Genomic DNA, 19,497 nt, shown 5'->3' on the forward strand with positions numbered 1-19,497 from the left:
CGAGACACCTGGATCAATCGCTATCGGACTTGCGCGCCATCTCCAGCAGCGCCAGCACCGAGCGCCAATTGCGGGCCGTGCCCGGCACTTTCAACGTGCGTGGAATGAGGTTGGCAAACACCGATTTGCCAAGCCCGTCCGGCGCGCTGAGATAAAGGACGTCGCCCTTGACCTCGAAGCGCTCGGGCCCGATGCATTTTTCGGCCAGCCGCGCCACCTCATCGGCGGTCGGCTCACGCTCCAGCGCGTAGGCATGGAGCTTCGTGTGGTCGGCGGCCGCTTCCGGATAGGGATTTTCGCGCACCAGCCGTTCGAACCATCCGAAATCGCGCACCATGATGCGCGAATGGAAACCCCATTTTGCCTCGAAAGCCGCCTCGATTCGCTTGGTCAGCGCCGCCGCGTCGCCCTTGTCGGACCGGAATACGGCATTGCCGCTCTGCACATAGGTGGAGACGGCGGAAAAGCCGAGATCCTCGAAGAACGACCGCAGCTCGGCCATCTTGACGATGCGGTTGCCGCCGACATTGATGCCGGAAAATAGGGCGATGAAGACCTTTCCGCTCATATGATGAAACCCGCCAGTGTTTCGTTGTCGGTGATGTCCTGATACTGGACGCCCTCGGCCTCGAAATTCGCCTTGAGCAGATCGAAATTGCGGCGATCCTTGGTTTCGATGCCGATCAGAACCGAGCCGAAGTTGCGCGCCGACTTCTTCAGATATTCAAAGCGCGCGATGTCGTCATCCGGACCCAGCATTTCGAGGAAGTCGCGCAACGCGCCCGGCCGCTGCGGGAAGCGGATGATGAAGTACTTCTTCAGGCCTTCGAAGCGCAGCGCCCGTTCCTTGACATCCGGCAACCGCTCGAAATCGAAATTGCCGCCTGACACCACAGCGACAATGGTCTTGCCCCGGATTTCCTTCCTCGAAAAATCCTTCAGCGCATCGATCGCCAACGCGCCGGCGGGTTCCAGGACAACGCCTTCGATGTTGAGCATCTCGATCATGGTCGCGCAGAGCCGGTTTTCCGGGATCAGCCGCACGCTGTCGGCGGCAAACTCCTTGAGATAGCGCAAAGGTTCGCGGCCGATCTCGGCGACCGCCGCGCCGTCGACGAAGTTGTCGACCTTGGCGAGCCTCAGCCGTTTTCCGGCCGCAAGGCTCTCGCGCAGGCTCGGCGCGCCGGCCGGCTCGCAAAAGACGAAACGCGCATCGCGGCCCTGATCGGCGAAATAGTGCGTCACCCCGGCAGCCAGACCGCCGCCACCCACCGGCAGCATGACGATGTCGGGCATGCGCCCGCCCGACATCTGGTCCGCGATCTCATAGGCAACCGTCGCCTGCCCCTCGATGATGTCCTTGTGGTCGAAGGGCGGCACCATGTGGGCACCGGAGCTTTCGGTGAATTCGAAGGCGGCGCGGTAGCAGTCGTCAAAAAAATCGCCAACCAGCCTGATCTCGACGAAGTCGCCGCCAAACAGCCTGGTCTTGTCGATCTTCTGTTGCGGGGTCGTCACCGGCATGAACACGACGCCCTTCTTGCCGAAATGGCGGCAGACGAAGGCAAAGCCCTGCGCATGATTGCCGGCGGACGCACAGACGAACAGTTCGGCCTGGTTGCCTTCGCCAAGCGCCTTGCGGAAGAAATTGAACGCGCCACGGATCTTGTAGGACCGCACGGGGCTCAAATCCTCGCGCTTCAACAGCACCCGCGCGCCAGTCTTTTTCGACAGATAGTCATTTTCCTGCAGCGGTGTCTGCGGGAAGATCTGGCGGATCGCGGAGGCGGCGGTGGCGACGCGCGCGGAAAAGCTGGTCATGGCAAGATCATCCCGGATCGCCCGCGGGCGAGTTAGACAATAACCCTATTACACATCCGGAACCCTATTACACATCCAGCTCCGCAAGACCATTGCCCGGTCGAGCCCGTGCCTGCAACGGCGCCTTCCCGAAATGCTTGCAAGCACTTGCGAATGTTTGTTCACGCTTTTTGATCGAGCCTAGCCGGGCATCGTTGGACGCCCGAAGTCGACATCCGGCGGGATGCAGGCCCCTGCCTTCCGCCACGTTGCGGCCTTCCTGCCGCTTTGGCTTTCGCGCAACACTGCGATGACCGTCACGAGGCGCCGACCGCATTTTGGCTGGACATGACTTACTTCCGCCGCACTTCGCCTGCTGGGGAGATATCGCGGAGGGTGGATGGCCCTTTTTGGGCTCGATCGGAATTTTTGACGTGCATTTGAAGACGATTTGCATTCTAGCGCTCGCCTTGCTGGTGGCAGGCTGCGGCGGCCGCAAAACCGAGGAACTGCTCGGCAGCGCGGTCATGTCCGCGCCGGTGACGGAAATCGCGGGCAACCACTCGATCTTCATCGCCACGACGCGCAAGAAATCCGACGATCCCAACAAGGTTTTCGACGGCGAACGCTCGGCGACGCTGAACTACGCCCGCGTCAACGTCACCGTTCCGGGAGTCCACACGACCGGCCAGATCGAGCGTCGCTCACGCGGCAAGTCGGATGATCCGGCCAAATATTTCATGGCTTCCGAGGTCGTCGGCTACGATACCCAACCGAAATTCTCCAGCGCGCTCAACGCCGACATCGCGGCGCGCGGCGGCCGGGTGATGGTCTTCGTCCATGGCTACAACACCGGTTTCGACGACGCCGTCTATCGCCTGACCCAGATCGTGCATGATTCCGGCTATCCCGGGACACCGGTGTTGTTTTCCTGGGCCTCGGGTGCCAAGACCACCGACTATGTCTATGACAAGGAAAGCGCCAGCGCCGCCCGCGACCAGCTCGAAGTGACCCTGCGAATGCTGCAGCAGTCCGGTGCGCGGCGCATCGACATTGTCGCGCATTCGATGGGAACCTGGGTGACCATGGAAACGCTGCGCCAGATGGCCATCAGCGGCGACCGCGACCTCGGCGGCAAGCTTGGCGATGTGGTGCTGGCCTCTCCCGACATCGATGTCGATGTGTTCAAGAGCCAGATGCGCCGCTACGGCAAGCCCGACAAGCCGTTCATCCTGCTGTTGTCGGACGATGACCGGGCGCTCAGGCTCTCCGGCCTGATCGCCGGTTCGCGGCCGCGCGTCGGCGACTACAAGGATGCCGCCGATCTTGCCACCTATGGCGTGACGGTAGTCGATCTCTCAAAGGTCAAGGGCAGCGACAGCTTCAACCATACGAAATTCGCCGACAATCCGGCCCTGGTGAAGATGATCGGCCAGCGGCTGCGCGAGGACGATGGTTTCGCCAGCGATCGGGACGTGACCGACCGCATCAGCCTGCTTGGGCAATAGATGCGGCGCAGCGGATTTCGCCGTGCACCATTGCCGAGCCATCAATCCACTTTGAACTGGACCGCGCCGGCCTCTGGCCTTATCGGAATAGTCAGTGACGTCATGCGTTTGACGTCCCCCGCTGCGGGAGCCGACGTGTGACTGTGCGTTTGAAGGGTTTGCTCGTCCTCGCATTTGCGCTCGCCATCGGCGGCTGCGCCGGCCCTACGCATGACCTCCTCAACAAGACCACCATCGCCGCACCGGCTTCGGACATCGCGGCCACGCATGAGATTTTTGTTGCGACGACGCGCCAGAAGGCAACGAAGGATCCGCGGCAGGTGTTCGATAGCGATCGTTCCCTGACCACCAGCTATGCCCGTGTCGACGTCACCGTTCCGAGGAGCCATCAGGTCGGCGCCATCGAGCGGGCCAAGGGGACCGCCAACAGCAATCCGGCCAAGGACTTCACAGCCAAGGATGTCACCTACTATGAAGGCGCGCCGCAATTCGCCAAGGCGGTCGGCGCCGACATCACCATGCGCGGCGACCGCGCGCTGGTCTTCGTGCATGGCTTCAACAATGGTTTCGACGACGGCATCTACCGGCTGACGCAGATCGCCCACGACACGAAATATCCGGGTACCCCGGTGCTGTTCTCATGGGCCTCGAGCGCCAAGACAACAGGGTATCTCTACGACAGGGACAGTGCCAATGCCGCGCGCGACGACCTCGAGGCAACGCTCAGGATGCTTGCCAAGACTCGGGTCAAGAGCATCGACATCATCGCCCATTCAATGGGCACCTGGTTGACGATGGAGGCGCTGCGCCAACTCGCCATCACCGGCGACCGGGATCTCGGCGGCAAGCTCGGCTATGTCATCTTGGCCTCGCCGGACATCGATGTCGACGTGTTCAAGAAGCAGATGATCCGCTACGGCAAACCTACCAAGCCCTTCGCCATCCTGCTTTCAGGCGACGATCGGGCCCTGAAGCTGTCGTCCCTCATTTCTGGCGACAAGCCGCGAGTCGGCGATTACGGCAATGCGGCGGACCTCGCCTCCTATGGCGTGGCCGTGGTCGACCTGACCAAGACGAAGGGCGGCGACGGCGGCCTCAACCACGCCAAATTCGCCGACAACCCGTTCCTGGTGCAATTGCTCGGGAACAGGCTGCGCACGCCGGCCGGCCTGGCCGCGGACGAGGACCCGGCACAGCTTAGCAATATCGGTCAGGGCCTCGGAAAGGTCGTCGGCTCCGCCGCCGAAGTCATCATCACGACGCCGTTCAAGGTGCTGACCATCGCCACCGGCGGGTAGACAGCCAAGAGCGGACGGCTGGCCTCAGACGAACAGATCGACTTTCTGGAACGTCGTCACGTCGATCAGCCCGACGTCGGAAATCCTGAGCTCGGGAATGACCACCAACGCCAGCAGCGAGTGCTGCATGTAGGCGTTGTTGAGGGAGCAGCCCATCTTGCGCATCGCCTCGGTCAGTTTCTCAGCCTTGGCGGCGACGATCTCGGCGCGCTCGTCCGACATCAGCCCGGCGATCGGCATTTCGACCAGTGCCAGTTCCTTGCCTCTGGAGAACAGCACGACGCCGCCGCCGACTTCCCCCAGCCGGTTCACGGCCAGCGCCATGTCCTGCTTGTTGGTGCCAACGCAGATGATGTGATGGGCGTCATGGGCGACGCTGGAGGCCATGGCGCAGTCGGCCATGTAACCGAAACCGGAGACGAAGGCATTGGTGACGCCACCCGTGCCCCTGTGCCGCTCGACCAGCGCGATCTGGCATATGTCGTTGCGGCGATCCATGGCGACCAGCCCATCCTCGACTGGCAGGTCGGCCTCCAGCGCGCGCGTGGGTGCCTGGTTCTCGATGACGCCGATCACCCGCACCCGCACTTCGTTGGCGCCCTTGGGTGCCGCGACATCGAAATCGCCGGCCTTCAGTTTCTTGCCGAGCTTGACGGTGTTCTTCGCCGTCTTCGGATAATCATAGGCCGGAATATCGATGTCGAGCTTGCCGCCCTTGGCCAGCCTGACGCCGCGCGCATAGACCTCGTCAATGCTCATTGCGGTGAGATCGGAGACGATCAGCAGGTCGGCCAACCGCCCCGGCGCGATCGAACCGATCTCACGTTCCAGCTTGAAATGAAGGGCGGTGTTGAGCGTTGCCATCTGGATCGCGGTCACCGGCTTCAACCCCTGTTGGATGGCGTGGCGCACCACCCGGTCCATGTGGCCTTCATGGACCAGCGTGCCGGAATGGCTATCGTCGGTGCACAGGATGAAATTGCGCGGATCGATGCCGCTCTCCGTCACCGCCTTGATCTGCGAGGCAACATCGTACCAGGCCGAGCCCAGCCTGAGCATCGCCTTCATGCCCTGGCGCACGCGGGCGATGGCGTCCTCGGCGCGCGTGCCCTCGTGGTCATCCTCGGGTCCGCCGGCGACATAGCCGTGGAACGGCAGACCAAGATCGCGCGAGGCATAGTGGCCGCCGACCGTCTTGCCAGCCTTGACCGTCGCGGCGATCTCGCCCGACATCACCGGATCGTTGGCGGCGACGCCAGGGAAATTCATCACCTCTCCAAGTCCGATGATGTTTTCCCAGGTCATCGCTTCAGCGACATCGGCGACCGTCAGCTCGGCGCCGGCATGTTCAAGCCCGGGCGCCGAGGGCACACAGGACGGCATCTGCACATGCACGTTGATGGGCATGGCCACCGCCTCGTCATGCATCAGCCGCACGCCCGGCAGGCCCAGCACATTGGCGATCTCGTGCGGATCGATGAACATCGAGGTGGTGCCGTGCGGGATGACGGCGCGGCAGAATTCGGTGACCGTTACCATGCCGCTCTCGACATGCATGTGCGCGTCGCAAAGGCCGGGCACGAGATAGCGTCCGCCTGCGTCGACCACCTTGGTGCCCTGCCCGATCGTGTGGCTGGCATTCGGCCCGCAATAGGCGAAGCGGCCGCCTGATATGGCGATGTCGGTGCCGGCGATGATCTCGCCCGAGTGGACATTCACCCAGCGCCCGTTGCGGATCACGAGATCGGCGGGTTTGCGGCCCATCGCGACATCGACCAGATCGGTCGCCATGTCGGTCCACGGTTTGGGTTTCGTCGCACGGGCGGGCGGCTTCCGGGCCATCAAAGACTCCTGTTTGCCCGACTGTGCCAAGCCGACAGCGTTTTGGCCAGCGAGGAAGCGTGGATTTGCCCGGAGATTGCCGGATCGGCGCCGAAGCCGACCTCAGCTATTCCTCGATCGACGGCACGGTGGAACTCGGCGGGCCCGGAAATGTCGTAGGCGATTGATCGTGTGCTGGTCTACGGCATAGGCGGCGTCGCCCTCGCCGGCGTCGAGACGTCGCAAGATGCGGGCACCGCCTTCTCAGACACACGCACCACCGTCGGCTGGACCGTCGGTGTCGGCGTCGATTACGCGCCGACCGACAAGTTCTGAGCGTCGCCACCGGCGTTGCCCAACAAGCTGCGCGCAGACCAGTCTTGGCGGAAGTGGGGGGCGGCCGGCGTCCCCAGTGGGCGGGGGAATGGGTTGGGCCTGAGAGGCGCCGGCCATGGCGGATCAAGTCCGCCGCGCAGATATTTACAGATGCCCACGGCGCGGATAATTCCGTGATCGCGCCAGTATCGTTGCGCGATCTCCTCTGGGTTGCGTGTTCAGGCACCGCAGAACACGACTTGACGGCCTGTGTCTGGCATCTGAAAAGGGCTGGGCTGCGGACGTGGCGGAATTGGTAGACGCAAGGGACTTAAAATACGGCTCCGGCAATCCCGATGTGTCCGTAAAGGTCCCGACCAGCTCGGTTTTCCGGTAATTGTCTAATCTCGATAGCCGCTTGCGTACCTCTACGTCCCTGCCCCTCATCGCCCGTCCGGTGCCAATTGCGGTGCCAATTTTTTCCTGCGAGTATCTGCATGAGGCGCATCAGCGGGTTGCGATAGCACCGATGCCGGTGGCGAGGGAAGGGGTTTGGACAAGCAAAGACATAATCCCCAAAGTCATCGCGACAGGGTTTCAGAATTGGCAGACTGTTGCCTGCGCGGCCATACTTGTTGGGTGTCGCCCAGGCGCCCCGCTCCGCGCCTTTTCCGCAAGCCCGCGCTTCTGTTGCCTGCGGCATATGCGCGGCCTTGTCAGTATTTCGATTGCTCCCGGCGTGGCATTTGTCGCATTCTATTTGTTGCGCCTGGTCGTGAGCGCATCGCCCAGGTCGTGCTTGTCGGGATCCTTCAGGTTTTCGCCCGCTGCGTCACGATCTTCAGCCGGATCATCCTTCGCCGGCAAATAACCGCGAGGACGGTTTTCCGGCGGGCCTTCCCAGCGTGGCTTCTGATCGGTGCTGCCGGGAGGGCCATTGTCGCGTGAGGTCATATAATCTCCCTAGATTGTGGAGATCTGGATTGGTCAACCGTGTTTGACTTGCCTGGTCGACGGCCCGCATCTCCTGGAACGGGATGCTGCCCAACCAGCCACCGAGCGAGTTGTTCCAATCGCAGGCCAGATAATCAGCATCCACATTCCGACAACGAGGTATCGACAGGGGAGACTTGCCGCTGCTAGGCCCAGCCGGTCGCGCTCTTGAAGGAACAAGCTAGCCGACGCTAAACTCGACCTCTCGAAGCATGTCGGAGACGGTGATGAACGGTGGAGCAAAAGAGGGCTTGCCCGCCTGCGCCGAACGCTGGGCGCTCGCCCTGACCGAGCGCAGGAGCGTCACCGGGAGCGAGGATGAAGCATCGTTCGGGCCATGGCTTGCCGGCAAACTTCGCCAAGAGACAGCCTTTCGCCATGCGGAAATCTGGACGATCGAGGTCGAGCCCGGAGACGGCCGACACTGCGTGGCGATGCTGCTGCGCGGAGGTGGCCGGGCCACTGTGGTGCTGACGGGACATTACGACACCGTCACGACGCGCGACTATGGCGAGCTTGAGGATCTCGCGACCCGGCCGGGCCTGCTCACGCCTGCGCTCGGCAAGACCCTGGCCACAGCCGAGACGGCCGCCGCCCGACGCGCACGCGTCGATTTTGCCTCCGGAGAGTTTCTCGCCGGACGCGGTCTGCTCGACATGAAGGCGGGCCTTGCCGCGGGATTGGCCGTCTGCACGCAATTCGCGGAGAGCATCAATCCGGCGGGGAACATCTTCTTCCTCGCCGTACCCGATGAAGAGAACAACTCGGCCGGCGCGCGCAGGGCGGCGCAGGCTCTTCCTACCATCGCCGACGAATGCCAACTGGAATTTGCGGCCGCGATCAATCTCGATGCGATCGCGGACGATGGCGACGGCAGTAAGGGGCGAATCATCGCGCTGGGCACTGTGGGCAAGCTGCTGCCGACGGCTTATGTTGTCGGCGTTCCCGCCCATAGCGGTTTTCCGCTGAATGGCTTGAATGCCGCGACGCTGGCTGCCGCGATAGCCACGCGTGTGGAATGGGCGCCGGAGCTGACCGATCAGTCCCGGTCGGAGCCCGGCACGCCGGCGAGCCTGCTCAGCATTCGCGACGGCAAGGCCGGCTATGACGTGACGACACCGGCAAGCGCCTATGCCAGCTTCAATGTACTGAGCTATCGCAGGACACCCGGCGAGGTGTTCGACCGGTTCGAACAGCTTTGCGCACAAGCGGCTTCGACTTGCCTGGGCGCTCTCAAACAGCGGCTCGGCCCGGGTAACGAGCCGGCCGCTATCGACGTAGTCGACAACATTGCCCTATACCGTTACGAGGCTGTCGCTGACCGCCTCGATGGGAAAGCCATATCCAGGGTTGGCGCACTGGGCGCGTCGCTCGCGGCCAGTGAACTTTCGCTACCTGAACAATGCCGGCTTGTCATCGAAGAGGCATGGCGGCTGAGCCGTTTGTCAGGTCCGGCGGTGGTCATAGGCTTTGGCTCCATACCTTACCTGCCAACGAACCTGTCGCAGACCCCCGCAGCCAGAAGGCTGCGCGCGATTGCCGGCGACATTGCCGCCAACGCAGACGGACTCTACGGCTGTACGATTGCTTGCGCCGATTATTTCGCCGGCATCTCCGATATGAGCTTCTTTGGTGAAGCGGCAGAATCCTCGCTCGATGTGGTCGCCCGCAACACGCCTATGTGGAGCGACGGGGTGCGCTGGCCCGCGCACCGAGGCCTTGCCAGTATCCCGACGATCAATATCGGCCCGTGGGGGCGTGATTATCACACGCCGCTCGAACGGCTGCACACTGGGTATGCGTTCAGCGTCCTGCCACGTGTTCTCAGCCAAACCTGCAGGGCCCTGCTCAACGCGGAGTGACGCAGCCCCGCCTCATATCCCTGCGTGGGCAAGGGCACAGGCCGGTTCCCGCCCGAGTTCAGGGCTTGGCTGGCTGCGTGGGCTGGGTGCCTTGCTGATCCCCGCCGGAGCTCGTCTGAGGCGTCGGATTGCTGTCGACTTTCGGATTTTTGTCGACAGGCTGACTGTTCACCGTATCGGTCTTGGACTTGGCCGGATCCGCGTTGTTCTCATTGCACCCAGCCAACGCGAAGAGCGCCGCAATTAGCAGAATCGTTCTCATTTCAAGTCCTCCTGACCTGCTTTCGGCACCACGTCGGACCAACGTCCCGTGCGGTCGAAGCGAACCGACAGGCCCTGTTTCATTGCCTTCCTGGCCAGCATGAGGTCGAGTTCCGCATCATTGACGGGGCTGCGCATGACCGACCGGATGGCATTGCAAGCCAGTTCCGTCGAGACGAAGTCACAGGTTTTGCTTCTGGCGACGACATACTGCTCGATCAGTATATCAACGCGCCTGAGGGCGATGTCTTGCGCATACTGCATCCGCGGCTCCCTTTGCCGCCGAACTGTCGGCCACGAAGGTTGTTCCACCTTGCCCGAGAAAACTTGTCGACCGGGAGCGCGTCGTCGGACGCGGGCAACCGACCACGGAACAATCCTGGCTTGGGATGGTTGGGGGCGGCGGTCAGGAGCGGAGGATATGATGACGGCAACTAAACTCGCGGTGGTAACCGGGGCCTCAAGCGGCATCGGCAAGGAACTTGCCAAGCTCTGCTCGAAGGCCGGTTATAACCTTGTCATCGCGGCCGATGAGCCGGCGATCAAGCAGGCGGCAGAGGCGCTGTCTTCGCACGACGTGGCGGTCGAGGCGCTTGAGGTCGACCTGGCAACCGTGGAGGGCGCCGACAGATTGGTGTCGCGGATCGGAAATCGGGATATCGACCTGCTCTTTCTGAATGCGGGGCGCGGCCTGGGTCACGGCTTCGTCGACCAGGACTGGAACAAGATCCGTCGCATCGTCGACACCAATATCACCGGAACAATTTATCTGGCCCATCAACTGGCCGCGAGGATGGCCAGGCGCGGACGCGGGCGTATTCTGTTTACCGGATCGATCGCCGGCTTCATGCCGGGCACGTTCCAGGCAGTCTACAACGGCACCAAGGCGTTCATCGATTCTTTCGCCATCGCGCTACGGCACGAATTGAAGGACACCGGCGTCACCGTGACGGTGCTGATGCCCGGTGCGACGCAGACGCGGTTCTTCGAACGTGCCGAAATGATGGACACCAAGGTCGGCACCGACGAGAAGGACAATCCGGCCGACGTCGCGCGCGCCGGCTATGACGCGTTGCTGGCGGGCGAGGAACAGGTCATCAGCGGCCGGAGGAACAAGCTCCAGGTGGCAGCCGCCCATGTCACCCCGGCTGGCACCCTGGCTGAACAGCACCGCAAGATGGCCGAACCGGGATCGGCTCCGAAAGGCTGACTTGTCGACGACACGCCGAGGCCGTCGGCCGACACCCGGGCGGCCCCGCATCTTTCCACATCCACCGGCCGACGCGATCGCATCGGCCCTTCCAGCCCAGGGAGCAACATGATGAAAGCCCTCACATGGCACGGCAAAGGCGATATACGCTGCGAACAGGTAGCCGACCCGGCAATCGAGGACGACCGCGACGTTATCATCAAGGTGACGTGTTGCGCCATATGCGGATCGGACCTGCATCTCATGAACGGCTATATGCCGACCATGAAGTCGGGCGACGTGCTCGGCCATGAAACCATGGGTGAAGTGGTCGAAGTCGGCAAGGGCCATTCGAAGTTCAGGAAAGGCGACCGCATCGTGGTGCCTTTCAACATTTCCTGCGGCGAGTGCTGGTTTTGCAAAAGCGGGCTGTTCTCGCTGTGCGACAACTCCAATCCCAATGCCAAGGAGGCGGCCAAGGTGATGGGACAGTCGCCGGCCGGCCTGTTCGGATACTCGCATCTGGTCGGCGGCTACTGGGGTGGCCAAGCCGAGTATCTGCGCGTTCCGTTCGCCGATGTCGGCCCCATCAAAGTGCCCGACGGGTTGGATGACGAGCAAGTGCTGTTCTTGTCCGACATCTTTCCGACCGGCTATATGGCGGCTGAGAATGCCGGCATCGAGCCGGGCGACACGGTGGCGATCTGGGGCTGCGGTCCAGTCGGCCAATTCGCCATCCAAAGCGCATGGATGCTCGGCGCCGGTCGTGTCATCGCCATCGACAAGGTTCCCGAGCGGCTCGCCATGGCCCGCGACCACGGCAGGGCCGAGACGCTCGATTTCAGCAATTCCGACATCTATGACGCCCTGATGGCGATGACCGGCGGTCGTGGCCCGGACCGCTGCATCGATTGCGTCGGTACCGAATCCGATCCGGGCGCCAGCTTCGACGCCATGGTCGACAAAGTGAAGGCAGCCGTCTATCTCGGCACCGACAGACCGCATGTGCTGCGCGAGGCGATCTACTGCTGCCGCAAGGGCGGTACGGTCTCCGTTCCCGGCGTCTATGTCGGACTTCTCGACCATATCCCGTTTGGCGCCGCCATGAACAAGGGGCTCACCTTCCGGATGGGTCAGACACATACGCAGCGCTACCTGGAACCGCTCCTGGCCAAGGTTCAGGAGGGCGAGATCGATCCCTCCTTCGTCATCACCCACAGGGCGGATCTCGACGCCGGTCCCGACCTCTACAAGACCTTCCGCGACAAGCAGGATGGCTGCATCAAGGTGGTAATGCGGCCTCATGGCTGAGACTGAACCAGCCTTTCCACCCAAGAATGACCTGATGCCGCAAAACCCGCCATCCGGTCGCCAAGTGCCAGCGGCTTTCCATCGCGGAGGGGACGAAACCGATACCGACGCCGGAGCCCGCCGGTGGCCCCAAGACCGTCGGCCCCTACCCTATAGTCAACACCACACGACAATCCCGCTGCCAATCGCAACATCGGCCGAAAGCGTCAGGCCGGCGCCACGCCGCGACCGACGGATGAACCGATTGACTGACACTTCCGGCCCCGAGGATACCGATACCTTGGAAGCCATCCCGGGCAACGCCGCCTAACGGCGACGACCTGAAACCCTCTGCCTCGGCCGCGGCGCCGGGCGACGGAACAAGCTGGGACCAAATCCGTTGTGCCGAGGACGGACGGTGTTCAGTGACCAAGCGTTTGACCGAAAGAAAGCCGGTTACGGCGACAGGTTTGGGCTCGGTGTCGACCAGGCGCCTGCAGGCCGCGCAGGATGAACGGTCTTGCCAAACAGGCAACGTCCGTTCTTGATCAAAGAAAGGATAGTGGGGTGCGCAATCTGCGAGGCGTGCGGCTTCTTATCGTCGAGGATGAATGGTTGCTGGCCGACGACCTTGCACGCTATTTCAGCAATATGGGCGCGGTGATTCTGGGCCCGGCGGCCACGCTCGAACAGGCCGCGATACATACGCAGACGGCCGAGGCGGCGATCCTGGATATCGACATCAACGGCCGCCGGGTATCCCCTATCGCAGACCAATTGCTCCGGCGGGGCGTGCCCTTCGTGTTCTTCAGCGGCGTAGGCGATATCACCATTCCTGAGCATCTGCGTTGTGCCAGCAATCTTTGGAAATCCTCCACCAGCAAGGAAGTCTCCAATGCCTTGTTCCCGCCGTTCTCGCGCGACGACGACAAGCCGACCTCTCCCGACGACGTGTTCGCGCTTCTGCCCAAGCTGAGGCTGGCGGCGCGTTTGCTACTCGCAGACGTCAACGCTTCCGATCGACTGGTCGAGAGGACGCTCGAATTGGCGCTCCGCGATATCGACCAAAGGCAGGCCGGGCTCTCCACCGAGGATTGGCTGAACCGCGTCATGCACAATGTAGTCAGTTCCGGCGTGCCGGCCTTCTGAACTGAGGCTGCAATGCCGCGACGCGCTACCGATCTATCCGTGCGCCGCGGACCGAGGCTGTCGCTCTAATACGGTCACGCTTGACGAATTTTTTGAAGCGGCTGGTCTTACCGGCGCCGGTCTTGGCCCGATGAAGAAACGCCAGATCATGTCCTCGAAGATACGAAAGAACTCTTCCCATTCGATAGCTACGAATGATTCTTCCGGTTCGCCGAAATCGATGCTTAGAACGCCACCTTCTCGCCGGCCGCGCACCCGGCTGGCCTACCTTTCCGCTCCTCTGCCTATTTGCGGATGTCGTCATGTCGATTGTCGTCTGCGCTTCGGACATAGGAGGTCTCCTGTCGATTTCGGTGCCGCCACGTTCTGCCTTCCCCGTGGCGTCGAGGGTGCCTAACACCATCCCGACGGCGGTGTTCCAGGAACAATTGCGACCGGCATCCGTTGGTGGCCATCAGCGATTGAGAGGTCCCGCATGGTTGCGCCACGAGCCGCTTGGAAAGGTTTTTTGAAGGTCGGATCCGTCACCTGTGGCGTGAAGATAATTGGCGCCACCAGCGAGGCCTCCAGGATCCATTTCAAGATACTCAATCGCAAGGACGGGCTGCCGGTCAAAAGTGCCTATGTCGATGAAGCAACCGGGGAGGCCGTTGATGCCGAGGATCAAGTGAAGGGTTTCGAAATCGACACTGACGACTACGTCCGCATCGAGCCTGACGAGATCAAGAAGCTGAAGCTTACCTCAGCCCATACATTGGAGGTCGGCGAATTTGTCGAGTTGGGCGATATCGACACACGCTACCTTGAAAAGCCCTATTACCTGATCCCTGCGGACGGCGCGGCGGCCGAGGCCTTTGAAGTGATCCGCAAGGCCATGGAAAAGAAAAGGGTCGCTGCCCGCTCTTGTGTGGTCCTCTATCAGCGCGGTCGTGAAGTCCTGATCCAGCCCTTCGGCAAAGGCATGCTTCTGACCGAGTTGCGCAGCGACAGCGAAGTAATCTCCGAGCAAAGCGTTTTCAAGGAGATCAAGAAAGTCGAATACGATTCCGACCTTACCGAAATCGCCAGCCTGCTTATCGAAAAGAAAGTGACCAGGTTCGATCCCTCGAAATTTGAAGACACTTACGAAGATGCGCTGATCGCGATGATCGAAGCCAAGCGCAAAGGCGAAGCGCCGCCAAAATCCGCTCCCCGGCCAAAGGAGAACGTCGTCAACCTTGCCGAGATATTGCGCAAGAGCCTAGCGCAGGAGGGCAGCGGGTCGCGGAAGGGCAAAGCTACCGCCTCCAAGAAGAGATCGGCCTAGTTGCCACCATCAATCGTAGCCGCGGATGTAGGTCGTTCGCGCATGCCGGACCTCCTTGCAAAGCGGGACGCGTGCCGTCACACTGGACGCGAAGAGATCGACATTCCTCAGAGGCGACGATGCCCCGCTCGAGCCAGACCACCCCTCCCACTGGTATCTTGGTGGATTTGAAAATCGCTTCACTCCTGACCGCGATCGAACAGGAGAAGGTACCCGATCGGTTGATCCGACTTGCCGTCGAATTGCAGAACGCGCTTGTCGAAAAGCGGCGGCGGGAATTGACAAACTGATCCACGGGGAACTCGGCCCTTGGACAATCGCTGGATAATCCCATCAGGGATGATGGTCGGTGCCGAGATCAAGCTGTCCGTCCGACAAATGTGCTCGCCGTTCCACCAGTGTCTTGAGTGACCTTTCGCCGAGTGATTCCAGCACGCCGGCGCGCGCCCGATTGAGCCGGCTTTTGACCGTCCCGATCGCGCAGCCGCATATATCGGCGGCTTCCTCATAACTAAACCCCAGCACTCCGATCAGCATCAGGATCTCACGCTGATGTTCGGGCAGCTGCTGAATGGCACGGTGAACCTCCCTGCTCTGGACGGACCATTCCTGCGTGGCTTCCGAAATCGGGCGTAAGGACGCGCAATCGAGGAGACCGGGCGCCTCCCGGACGGCGGCTTTTATTCGGGTGTAATACGTGTTGCGCATGATGGTGAAGAGCCACGACTTCATGCGTGTTCCGGGTTCGAATTTGTCGGTATTGGCAAGCCCCTTAGTCAGTGTCTCCTGCAAAAGGTCGTCGGCGTCATCGGGGACACGGCAGAAGGTTCGCGCGAAAGCCCGGAGGGCGGGTATAAGATCGACGATGGAATTCTCTTCGTTCGGCTTGTTGACCAACGCATAGCGTCCGGATGACAACGATCCAACTCCCAAACAGTACGAGTGTGAATGCAGCCTAAGCTTAATGCGCGGCTGTTTGGTTCGTTCCGCCACGCCTTAAGCTCCGGCGAATAATGTCCGGGCCGAAGCGTCGGACGACATGGCGTCGCCAGCAGCGCTTTTGGAACAAGGCTGGGTACGGGGAGTTAGGTGCCGTGACCGGCCAGCCGGGGCACAACATCGAACCGGCGAAATGGGCCGAGGCTCCGGGTCGGCGGAGTGCAAATTGCGGTTCTACTCTCGCAGGCATGTGAATGGAGCGCGCCTAGGCGGATTCCATCCGATCCTGACCTACAGACCGGACCTGACTCCATTGATTTCCGGTATCAAGGAACCAACTCGCCGTTCGCCGGTTCGGTCGCCATCCACCGGAGAGACAATTCGGCATGTCCAACGCAGCAGAGATACTCATCGAGACACTGATCGCATGGAATGTGGAGGTGGTGTTCGGCCTTCCGGGAGATGGCATAAACGGCATCATGGAAGCGCTTCGCACAAGGCGCGGAAAAATAAAGTTCATCCAGGTCAGGCATGAGGAATCGGCTGCGTTCATGGCATGCGCCTATGCAAAATGGACCGGAAAGCTGGGCGTCTGCCTGGCCACATCGGGCCCCGGCGGCACACATCTCTTGACCGGGCTCTACGACGCGAAGCTTGACCAGGCGCCAGTCCTGGCAATCACGGGAATGCAGTTTCACGATCTGATCGAGACGTTCACCCAACAGGATGTCGACCTCACACGCGTGTTCAACGACGTTGCGGTCTACAATGTTCAGGTCTCCGACGCCGCCCATATGGAAAACGTCGCCAGTCTCGCGTGCCGCACCGCTTTGGCACGCAAGGGCGTTGCTCATCTTTCGATTGCCAGCGACACCCAGGAACAGGAGAGCGAGCCGACGAAACGCTCCAAGCGCAATCGTCCCGAGCACACGCCGCAAAATATGTTCACAGGCCATATGGTGGCGCAAGACGTCGAGTTGGACAAGGCAGCAGCCGTTCTCAACGAGGCCCCGCGCGTGGCGATCCTGGCCGGCCGTGGTGCGCTGGGGGCGGCAAGCGAACTGGAGCGAACTGCCCAGCTGCTGCAGGCGCCGGTGGCCAAGGCCCTGCTCGGCAAGGCGGTGCTGCCGGACGATCATCCCTACACGACCGGTGGCATCGGCATTCTGGGAACACTGGCATCGCAGGATATGATGGAGAACTGTGACGCCGTGCTGATCGTCGGTTCGACTTTTCCATATATCGAGTACTACCCCAAACCCGGACAGGCCCGGGGCGTCCAGATTGATTGCGACGCGCAACGGATCGGCCTGCGCTTCCCGGTAGAGGCGGGGCTCGTCGGCGATGCGGCCGAGACATTGCGCGCGCTCAACCGGCGGCTGACGCAGAAGCCTTCCAATGAATTTCTGCTGCGGGCGCAGGACAACATGGGCAAGTGGCGCGAAATGATGCGGCAGTCCGAGGACGCGCAGGCCCATCCCGTAAAACCACAATTGGTCGTCCGCGCATTCGGAGAAAGATTGGCCAGCAATACGGTGCTGGCAACCGATTCAGGCCAGAATACCGAACTGGCGGCACGCCATGTCGACTTGCGCGAGGGCCAGGCATTTGGCCTCTCGGGCGCTTTGGCGTCGATGTCCTGCGGGCTAGCCTACGCAATCGCCGCCGGGATCGCATTCCCTGGCCGACCGGTCGCCGCCATCGTCGGTGACGGTGGCCTCGCCATGCAGCTCGGCGAATTCTCCACCGCGGTGCGTTACGGCGTTCCGCTGAAGCTTCTGGTCCTCAAGAACAATATGCTCAACCAGATCGCGTGGGAGCAGATGATGTTTCTCGGCAACCCGCAATTCGGCTGCGAACTGGCGCCGATCGACTTTGCCAAGGCGGCCGAGGCAATGGGCGCAAAGGGGTTGCGCATCGATCGGGCCGACCAGATCGAGGCTGTTCTGGACGAAGCGTTCGCCGTCGACGGCCCGGTGATAGTCGAGGCGCTTGTCGATGCCTATGAACCGATGATGCCGCCCAAGATGCCGTCCCACTATGCCAGGAATTTCCGGAAGGCCCTGCCGCAGACGCCGGGCCACGAACAGATCGAAGAGAATATCGCCCGGGAGCCCGCCAGATCTATGATGGATGTCTGACGGGTGCGGGTCCAACAAGGAGAATCCGCCATTGCGCTTTTTCGCGGCACTTGTGATTTCAGTTCTGTTTCAGCTGTCGCCCAGCCATGCTCAGACTGCGGGGCCGCGGGCAGCGGGCGACTTGTCCCTGCCCTTGGATCCGTTGGATCAGGATGCGCCAGATCAGGGTCAATTCGATTTCAGCAACGGGTTTACGCGGGTCGCCATCATCTCCATTGACGACCTTCCCCCGGACGTCAAGATGCAGGCCGAGCGTATCGTTGCCCAGACCACCGCGGATGACCTGCGAGCCTTGCAGAACTCGATCGACGGGTCCCAGCAGGCAACGGCGGCGCTAACGCAGAATGGGCTGAACTCCTCCCAGGTCATCGCGGCCAACGTCGATGGAGACGGTACGCTTACGCTGGTCATTCAGACCACGACATAGAGATCATCCGGAGTTCGAGCCATGGTCACTTCCCGATGCTCAACCGGCAGATTGGATGGGCCCATCACGGGCTACATGCCGCGATCTGGAACATATAGGCAGTACGAGCGCTGGGGCTTGGCGTCCCCGCCGGGCTTGCATTCGTGAAAATATTCATCGTGCGAGCGTTTGATGCGGTGATCGCTGTAGGGGATCAATTCTCCGGTCGACAGCTGATATCCGTTCCGGGTTTCCTTCACGTCCGAAGCAGGCGCCTGGTAGCAGTCGACACCCGAACAGCAGGAGCTGTCATATTGCCATCCGGCCGGGGCCTGGTGGGCGGCGGCCGGAACGACGTGGAACGCCAGGGCAAGAACCGTAGCCAGCGTGCGCCGGGAACCCTGGCTCGATGTTCCTTGCAGGGGCACCGGCGTTCCTTGATCCTTGGACCTTCTGCTCATTGCCGTTGACCCCTATTGCGTGAGGCCTGATGCACGTCGATCGACCCAAGCTATCCCGGTGGCTTCCGGAGCCCGCTGCCCGGGGGGAGAGGCAGCGAGCCACTGGGGACTGACCGAAGGGGGGAAGGCATCCGGCCGCGTCCCTAACAGCGATCATGGCACAATGTTCCAGCGGTTTCCGGTTTCGGCGGAACGCATCTCAATGTGCCCACAACTGCCGCCGCAGCCACGCAGCGATCCTGTTGCCGGTCAAGATCCTGCGGACCCGCGCAGAAACCCACCCTGCCTGCATGGTGGAGCCGACATGACAGCTGCACACGATATCGTGCAATTGCCAGTCGGAGAGTTCGAAGAAGCGCTTGGCTTCGCCGTAGCTGTCATTGCTCAGGCCGCATGCACGCAACAGCGAATCTTCGAACGCGACCGTGATCGGCGAGCCTGCGGCGCGCGCTTCCTGCCGCACCGAGGCGCGCATGTGTTCGGTGCCGGTAAGCGCGGCGAGGCATCGCGACGGGTTCTCCCCGAGAAGGTCGGCCCAACGTTGCAACCTCTGCGTCCTGGTCATGCGCGGGGCAGGCACCGAGGCGTTTACCTCAGCGATCGCCTGCAATTGATCGAGTGTCTGGTGTTTCATGGCTGGCTCCTGTTGCTCGCTCCAGCATCCTTCGCCGGAATCTCGCGGTAAGGTGCGGTCGTGGAAGCCCGCGCCGTCCTGAGGGAAAGAGGCGCGGGCCGATCTGGTGTTTCCACCGATCTTC

19 protein-coding genes and 1 pseudogene are annotated in these 19,497 nt (G+C 61.9%); 10 read left to right on the forward strand and 10 right to left on the reverse strand.

What is annotated here, in order from left to right:
• Positions 1-13 precede the first annotated feature (13 nt).
• Positions 14-568: a DUF1697 domain-containing protein gene (locus tag EN804_RS02820; RefSeq protein WP_135880247.1), complete on the reverse strand. Its 555-nt coding sequence runs from the start codon at positions 566-568 to the stop codon at positions 14-16.
• Positions 565-1,821 carry a threonine ammonia-lyase IlvA gene (gene ilvA / locus EN804_RS02825; protein ID WP_135918661.1) on the reverse strand — a complete coding sequence of 419 codons (1,257 nt, stop codon included), beginning with the start codon at positions 1,819-1,821 and terminating at the stop codon, positions 565-567. Before ilvA ends, EN804_RS02820 begins: the two co-directional genes overlap by 4 nt.
• Before the next feature lie 413 nt (positions 1,822-2,234).
• Between ilvA and EN804_RS02830 the strand changes: the two genes are divergently transcribed.
• Both EN804_RS02830 and EN804_RS02835 read left to right on the forward strand, forming a co-directional pair.
• Positions 2,235-3,308 carry an alpha/beta hydrolase gene (locus EN804_RS02830; RefSeq protein ID WP_127869430.1) on the forward strand — a complete coding sequence of 358 codons (1,074 nt, stop codon included), beginning with the start codon at positions 2,235-2,237 and terminating at the stop codon, positions 3,306-3,308.
• Positions 3,309-3,445: 137 nt separating this feature from the next.
• On the forward strand, positions 3,446-4,606 hold the full coding sequence (locus tag EN804_RS02835) for an alpha/beta hydrolase (protein WP_127869431.1): 1,161 nt from the start codon (positions 3,446-3,448) through the stop codon (positions 4,604-4,606).
• Between the two features lie 24 nt (positions 4,607-4,630).
• On the opposite strand, the gene ade is transcribed toward EN804_RS02835, so the two are convergent.
• A complete protein-coding gene (gene ade / locus EN804_RS02840; RefSeq protein ID WP_135918662.1) occupies positions 4,631-6,448 on the reverse strand; it encodes an adenine deaminase in 1,818 nt (605 codons plus the stop codon).
• Positions 6,449-6,619: 171 nt separating this feature from the next.
• On the opposite strand from ade, the gene EN804_RS02845 reads away from it, so the two are divergent.
• Positions 6,620-6,763 (forward strand): hypothetical protein, encoded by a 144-nt coding sequence (locus EN804_RS02845; protein ID WP_246693348.1) that lies wholly within the window; start codon positions 6,620-6,622, stop codon positions 6,761-6,763.
• A 735-nt stretch (positions 6,764-7,498) separates the two neighbouring features.
• Here EN804_RS02845 and EN804_RS02850 read toward each other — a convergent pair.
• On the reverse strand, positions 7,499-7,696 hold the full coding sequence (locus tag EN804_RS02850; protein WP_127280503.1) for a hypothetical protein: 198 nt from the start codon (positions 7,694-7,696) through the stop codon (positions 7,499-7,501).
• A gap of 266 nt (positions 7,697-7,962) precedes the next feature.
• Here EN804_RS02850 and EN804_RS02855 point away from each other — a divergent pair, with 266 nt between their 5' ends.
• Entirely contained in the window at positions 7,963-9,597 is a 1,635-nt protein-coding gene (locus tag EN804_RS02855) for a M20/M25/M40 family metallo-hydrolase (RefSeq protein ID WP_189343636.1), read from the forward strand.
• Positions 9,598-9,655: 58 nt separating this feature from the next.
• On the opposite strand, the gene EN804_RS02860 is transcribed toward EN804_RS02855, so the two are convergent.
• Both EN804_RS02860 and EN804_RS02865 read right to left on the reverse strand, forming a co-directional pair.
• Positions 9,656-9,859, reverse strand: a complete 204-nt coding sequence (locus EN804_RS02860) for a hypothetical protein (RefSeq protein WP_127280505.1) — start codon at positions 9,857-9,859, stop codon at positions 9,656-9,658.
• Positions 9,856-10,122 carry a hypothetical protein gene (locus EN804_RS02865; RefSeq protein ID WP_127280506.1) on the reverse strand — a complete coding sequence of 89 codons (267 nt, stop codon included), beginning with the start codon at positions 10,120-10,122 and terminating at the stop codon, positions 9,856-9,858. Before EN804_RS02865 ends, EN804_RS02860 begins: the two co-directional genes overlap by 4 nt.
• 160 nt (positions 10,123-10,282) lie before the next feature.
• Between EN804_RS02865 and EN804_RS02870 the strand changes: the two genes are divergently transcribed.
• The 3 genes from EN804_RS02870 to EN804_RS02880 all read left to right on the forward strand — a co-directional run bounded on the left by EN804_RS02870 (position 10,283) and on the right by EN804_RS02880 (position 13,486).
• A complete protein-coding gene (locus EN804_RS02870; RefSeq protein ID WP_135918663.1) occupies positions 10,283-11,068 on the forward strand; it encodes an SDR family NAD(P)-dependent oxidoreductase in 786 nt (261 codons plus the stop codon).
• A gap of 111 nt (positions 11,069-11,179) precedes the next feature.
• On the forward strand, positions 11,180-12,358 hold the full coding sequence (locus tag EN804_RS02875) for a zinc-dependent alcohol dehydrogenase (RefSeq protein WP_127280007.1): 1,179 nt from the start codon (positions 11,180-11,182) through the stop codon (positions 12,356-12,358).
• Positions 12,359-12,847: 489 nt separating this feature from the next.
• Positions 12,848-13,486, forward strand: coding sequence for a response regulator (locus EN804_RS02880; protein WP_135918664.1), 639 nt, complete (start codon positions 12,848-12,850; stop codon positions 13,484-13,486).
• A gap of 25 nt (positions 13,487-13,511) precedes the next feature.
• On the opposite strand, the pseudogene EN804_RS37870 reads toward EN804_RS02880, so the two are convergent.
• A pseudogene (locus tag EN804_RS37870) lies at positions 13,512-13,782 on the reverse strand (hypothetical protein).
• A 179-nt stretch (positions 13,783-13,961) separates the two neighbouring features.
• Here EN804_RS37870 and EN804_RS02890 point away from each other — a divergent pair.
• Positions 13,962-14,792, forward strand: a complete 831-nt coding sequence (locus tag EN804_RS02890; protein ID WP_127280005.1) for a Ku protein — start codon at positions 13,962-13,964, stop codon at positions 14,790-14,792.
• A 333-nt stretch (positions 14,793-15,125) separates the two neighbouring features.
• Here EN804_RS02890 and EN804_RS02895 read toward each other — a convergent pair whose 3' ends face one another.
• Positions 15,126-15,710, reverse strand: coding sequence for a sigma-70 family RNA polymerase sigma factor (locus EN804_RS02895; RefSeq protein ID WP_335930831.1), 585 nt, complete (start codon positions 15,708-15,710; stop codon positions 15,126-15,128).
• A 407-nt stretch (positions 15,711-16,117) separates the two neighbouring features.
• Between EN804_RS02895 and EN804_RS02900 the strand changes: the two genes are divergently transcribed.
• On the forward strand, positions 16,118-17,872 hold the full coding sequence (locus EN804_RS02900; RefSeq protein WP_127869436.1) for a thiamine pyrophosphate-dependent enzyme: 1,755 nt from the start codon (positions 16,118-16,120) through the stop codon (positions 17,870-17,872).
• A gap of 31 nt (positions 17,873-17,903) precedes the next feature.
• Positions 17,904-18,299 carry a hypothetical protein gene (locus EN804_RS02905; protein ID WP_127280194.1) on the forward strand — a complete coding sequence of 132 codons (396 nt, stop codon included), beginning with the start codon at positions 17,904-17,906 and terminating at the stop codon, positions 18,297-18,299.
• A gap of 71 nt (positions 18,300-18,370) precedes the next feature.
• On the opposite strand, the gene EN804_RS02910 is transcribed toward EN804_RS02905, so the two are convergent.
• Both EN804_RS02910 and EN804_RS02915 read right to left on the reverse strand, forming a co-directional pair.
• On the reverse strand, positions 18,371-18,739 hold the full coding sequence (locus EN804_RS02910; protein ID WP_127869437.1) for a hypothetical protein: 369 nt from the start codon (positions 18,737-18,739) through the stop codon (positions 18,371-18,373).
• Positions 18,740-18,938: 199 nt separating this feature from the next.
• A complete protein-coding gene (locus tag EN804_RS02915) occupies positions 18,939-19,373 on the reverse strand; it encodes a hypothetical protein (RefSeq protein ID WP_127280192.1) in 435 nt (144 codons plus the stop codon).
• Positions 19,374-19,497: the final 124 nt, after the last annotated feature.

The organism is Mesorhizobium sp. M8A.F.Ca.ET.161.01.1.1 (assembly GCF_004792105.1).
Taxonomy (GTDB): domain Bacteria; phylum Pseudomonadota; class Alphaproteobacteria; order Rhizobiales; family Rhizobiaceae; genus Mesorhizobium.

Coding starts and splice junctions, on each gene's coding strand:
- EN804_RS02880 (WP_135918664.1), top strand. CDS start 12,848: ATGAACGGTCTTGCCAAACAGGCAACGTCCGTTCTTGATCAAAGAAAG.
- EN804_RS02915 (WP_127280192.1), bottom strand. CDS start 19,373: ATGAAACACCAGACACTCGATCAATTGCAGGCGATCGCTGAGGTAAAC.
- EN804_RS02850 (WP_127280503.1), bottom strand. CDS start 7,696: ATGACCTCACGCGACAATGGCCCTCCCGGCAGCACCGATCAGAAGCCA.
- EN804_RS02865 (WP_127280506.1), bottom strand. CDS start 10,122: ATGCAGTATGCGCAAGACATCGCCCTCAGGCGCGTTGATATACTGATC.
- EN804_RS02910 (WP_127869437.1), bottom strand. CDS start 18,739: ATGAGCAGAAGGTCCAAGGATCAAGGAACGCCGGTGCCCCTGCAAGGA.
- ade (WP_135918662.1), bottom strand. CDS start 6,448: ATGGCCCGGAAGCCGCCCGCCCGTGCGACGAAACCCAAACCGTGGACC.
- EN804_RS02860 (WP_127280505.1), bottom strand. CDS start 9,859: ATGAGAACGATTCTGCTAATTGCGGCGCTCTTCGCGTTGGCTGGGTGC.
- EN804_RS02890 (WP_127280005.1), top strand. CDS start 13,962: ATGGTTGCGCCACGAGCCGCTTGGAAAGGTTTTTTGAAGGTCGGATCC.
- ilvA (WP_135918661.1), bottom strand. CDS start 1,821: ATGACCAGCTTTTCCGCGCGCGTCGCCACCGCCGCCTCCGCGATCCGC.
- EN804_RS02855 (WP_189343636.1), top strand. CDS start 7,963: ATGAACGGTGGAGCAAAAGAGGGCTTGCCCGCCTGCGCCGAACGCTGG.
- EN804_RS02820 (WP_135880247.1), bottom strand. CDS start 568: ATGAGCGGAAAGGTCTTCATCGCCCTATTTTCCGGCATCAATGTCGGC.
- EN804_RS02870 (WP_135918663.1), top strand. CDS start 10,283: ATGACGGCAACTAAACTCGCGGTGGTAACCGGGGCCTCAAGCGGCATC.
- EN804_RS02875 (WP_127280007.1), top strand. CDS start 11,180: ATGAAAGCCCTCACATGGCACGGCAAAGGCGATATACGCTGCGAACAG.
- EN804_RS02900 (WP_127869436.1), top strand. CDS start 16,118: ATGTCCAACGCAGCAGAGATACTCATCGAGACACTGATCGCATGGAAT.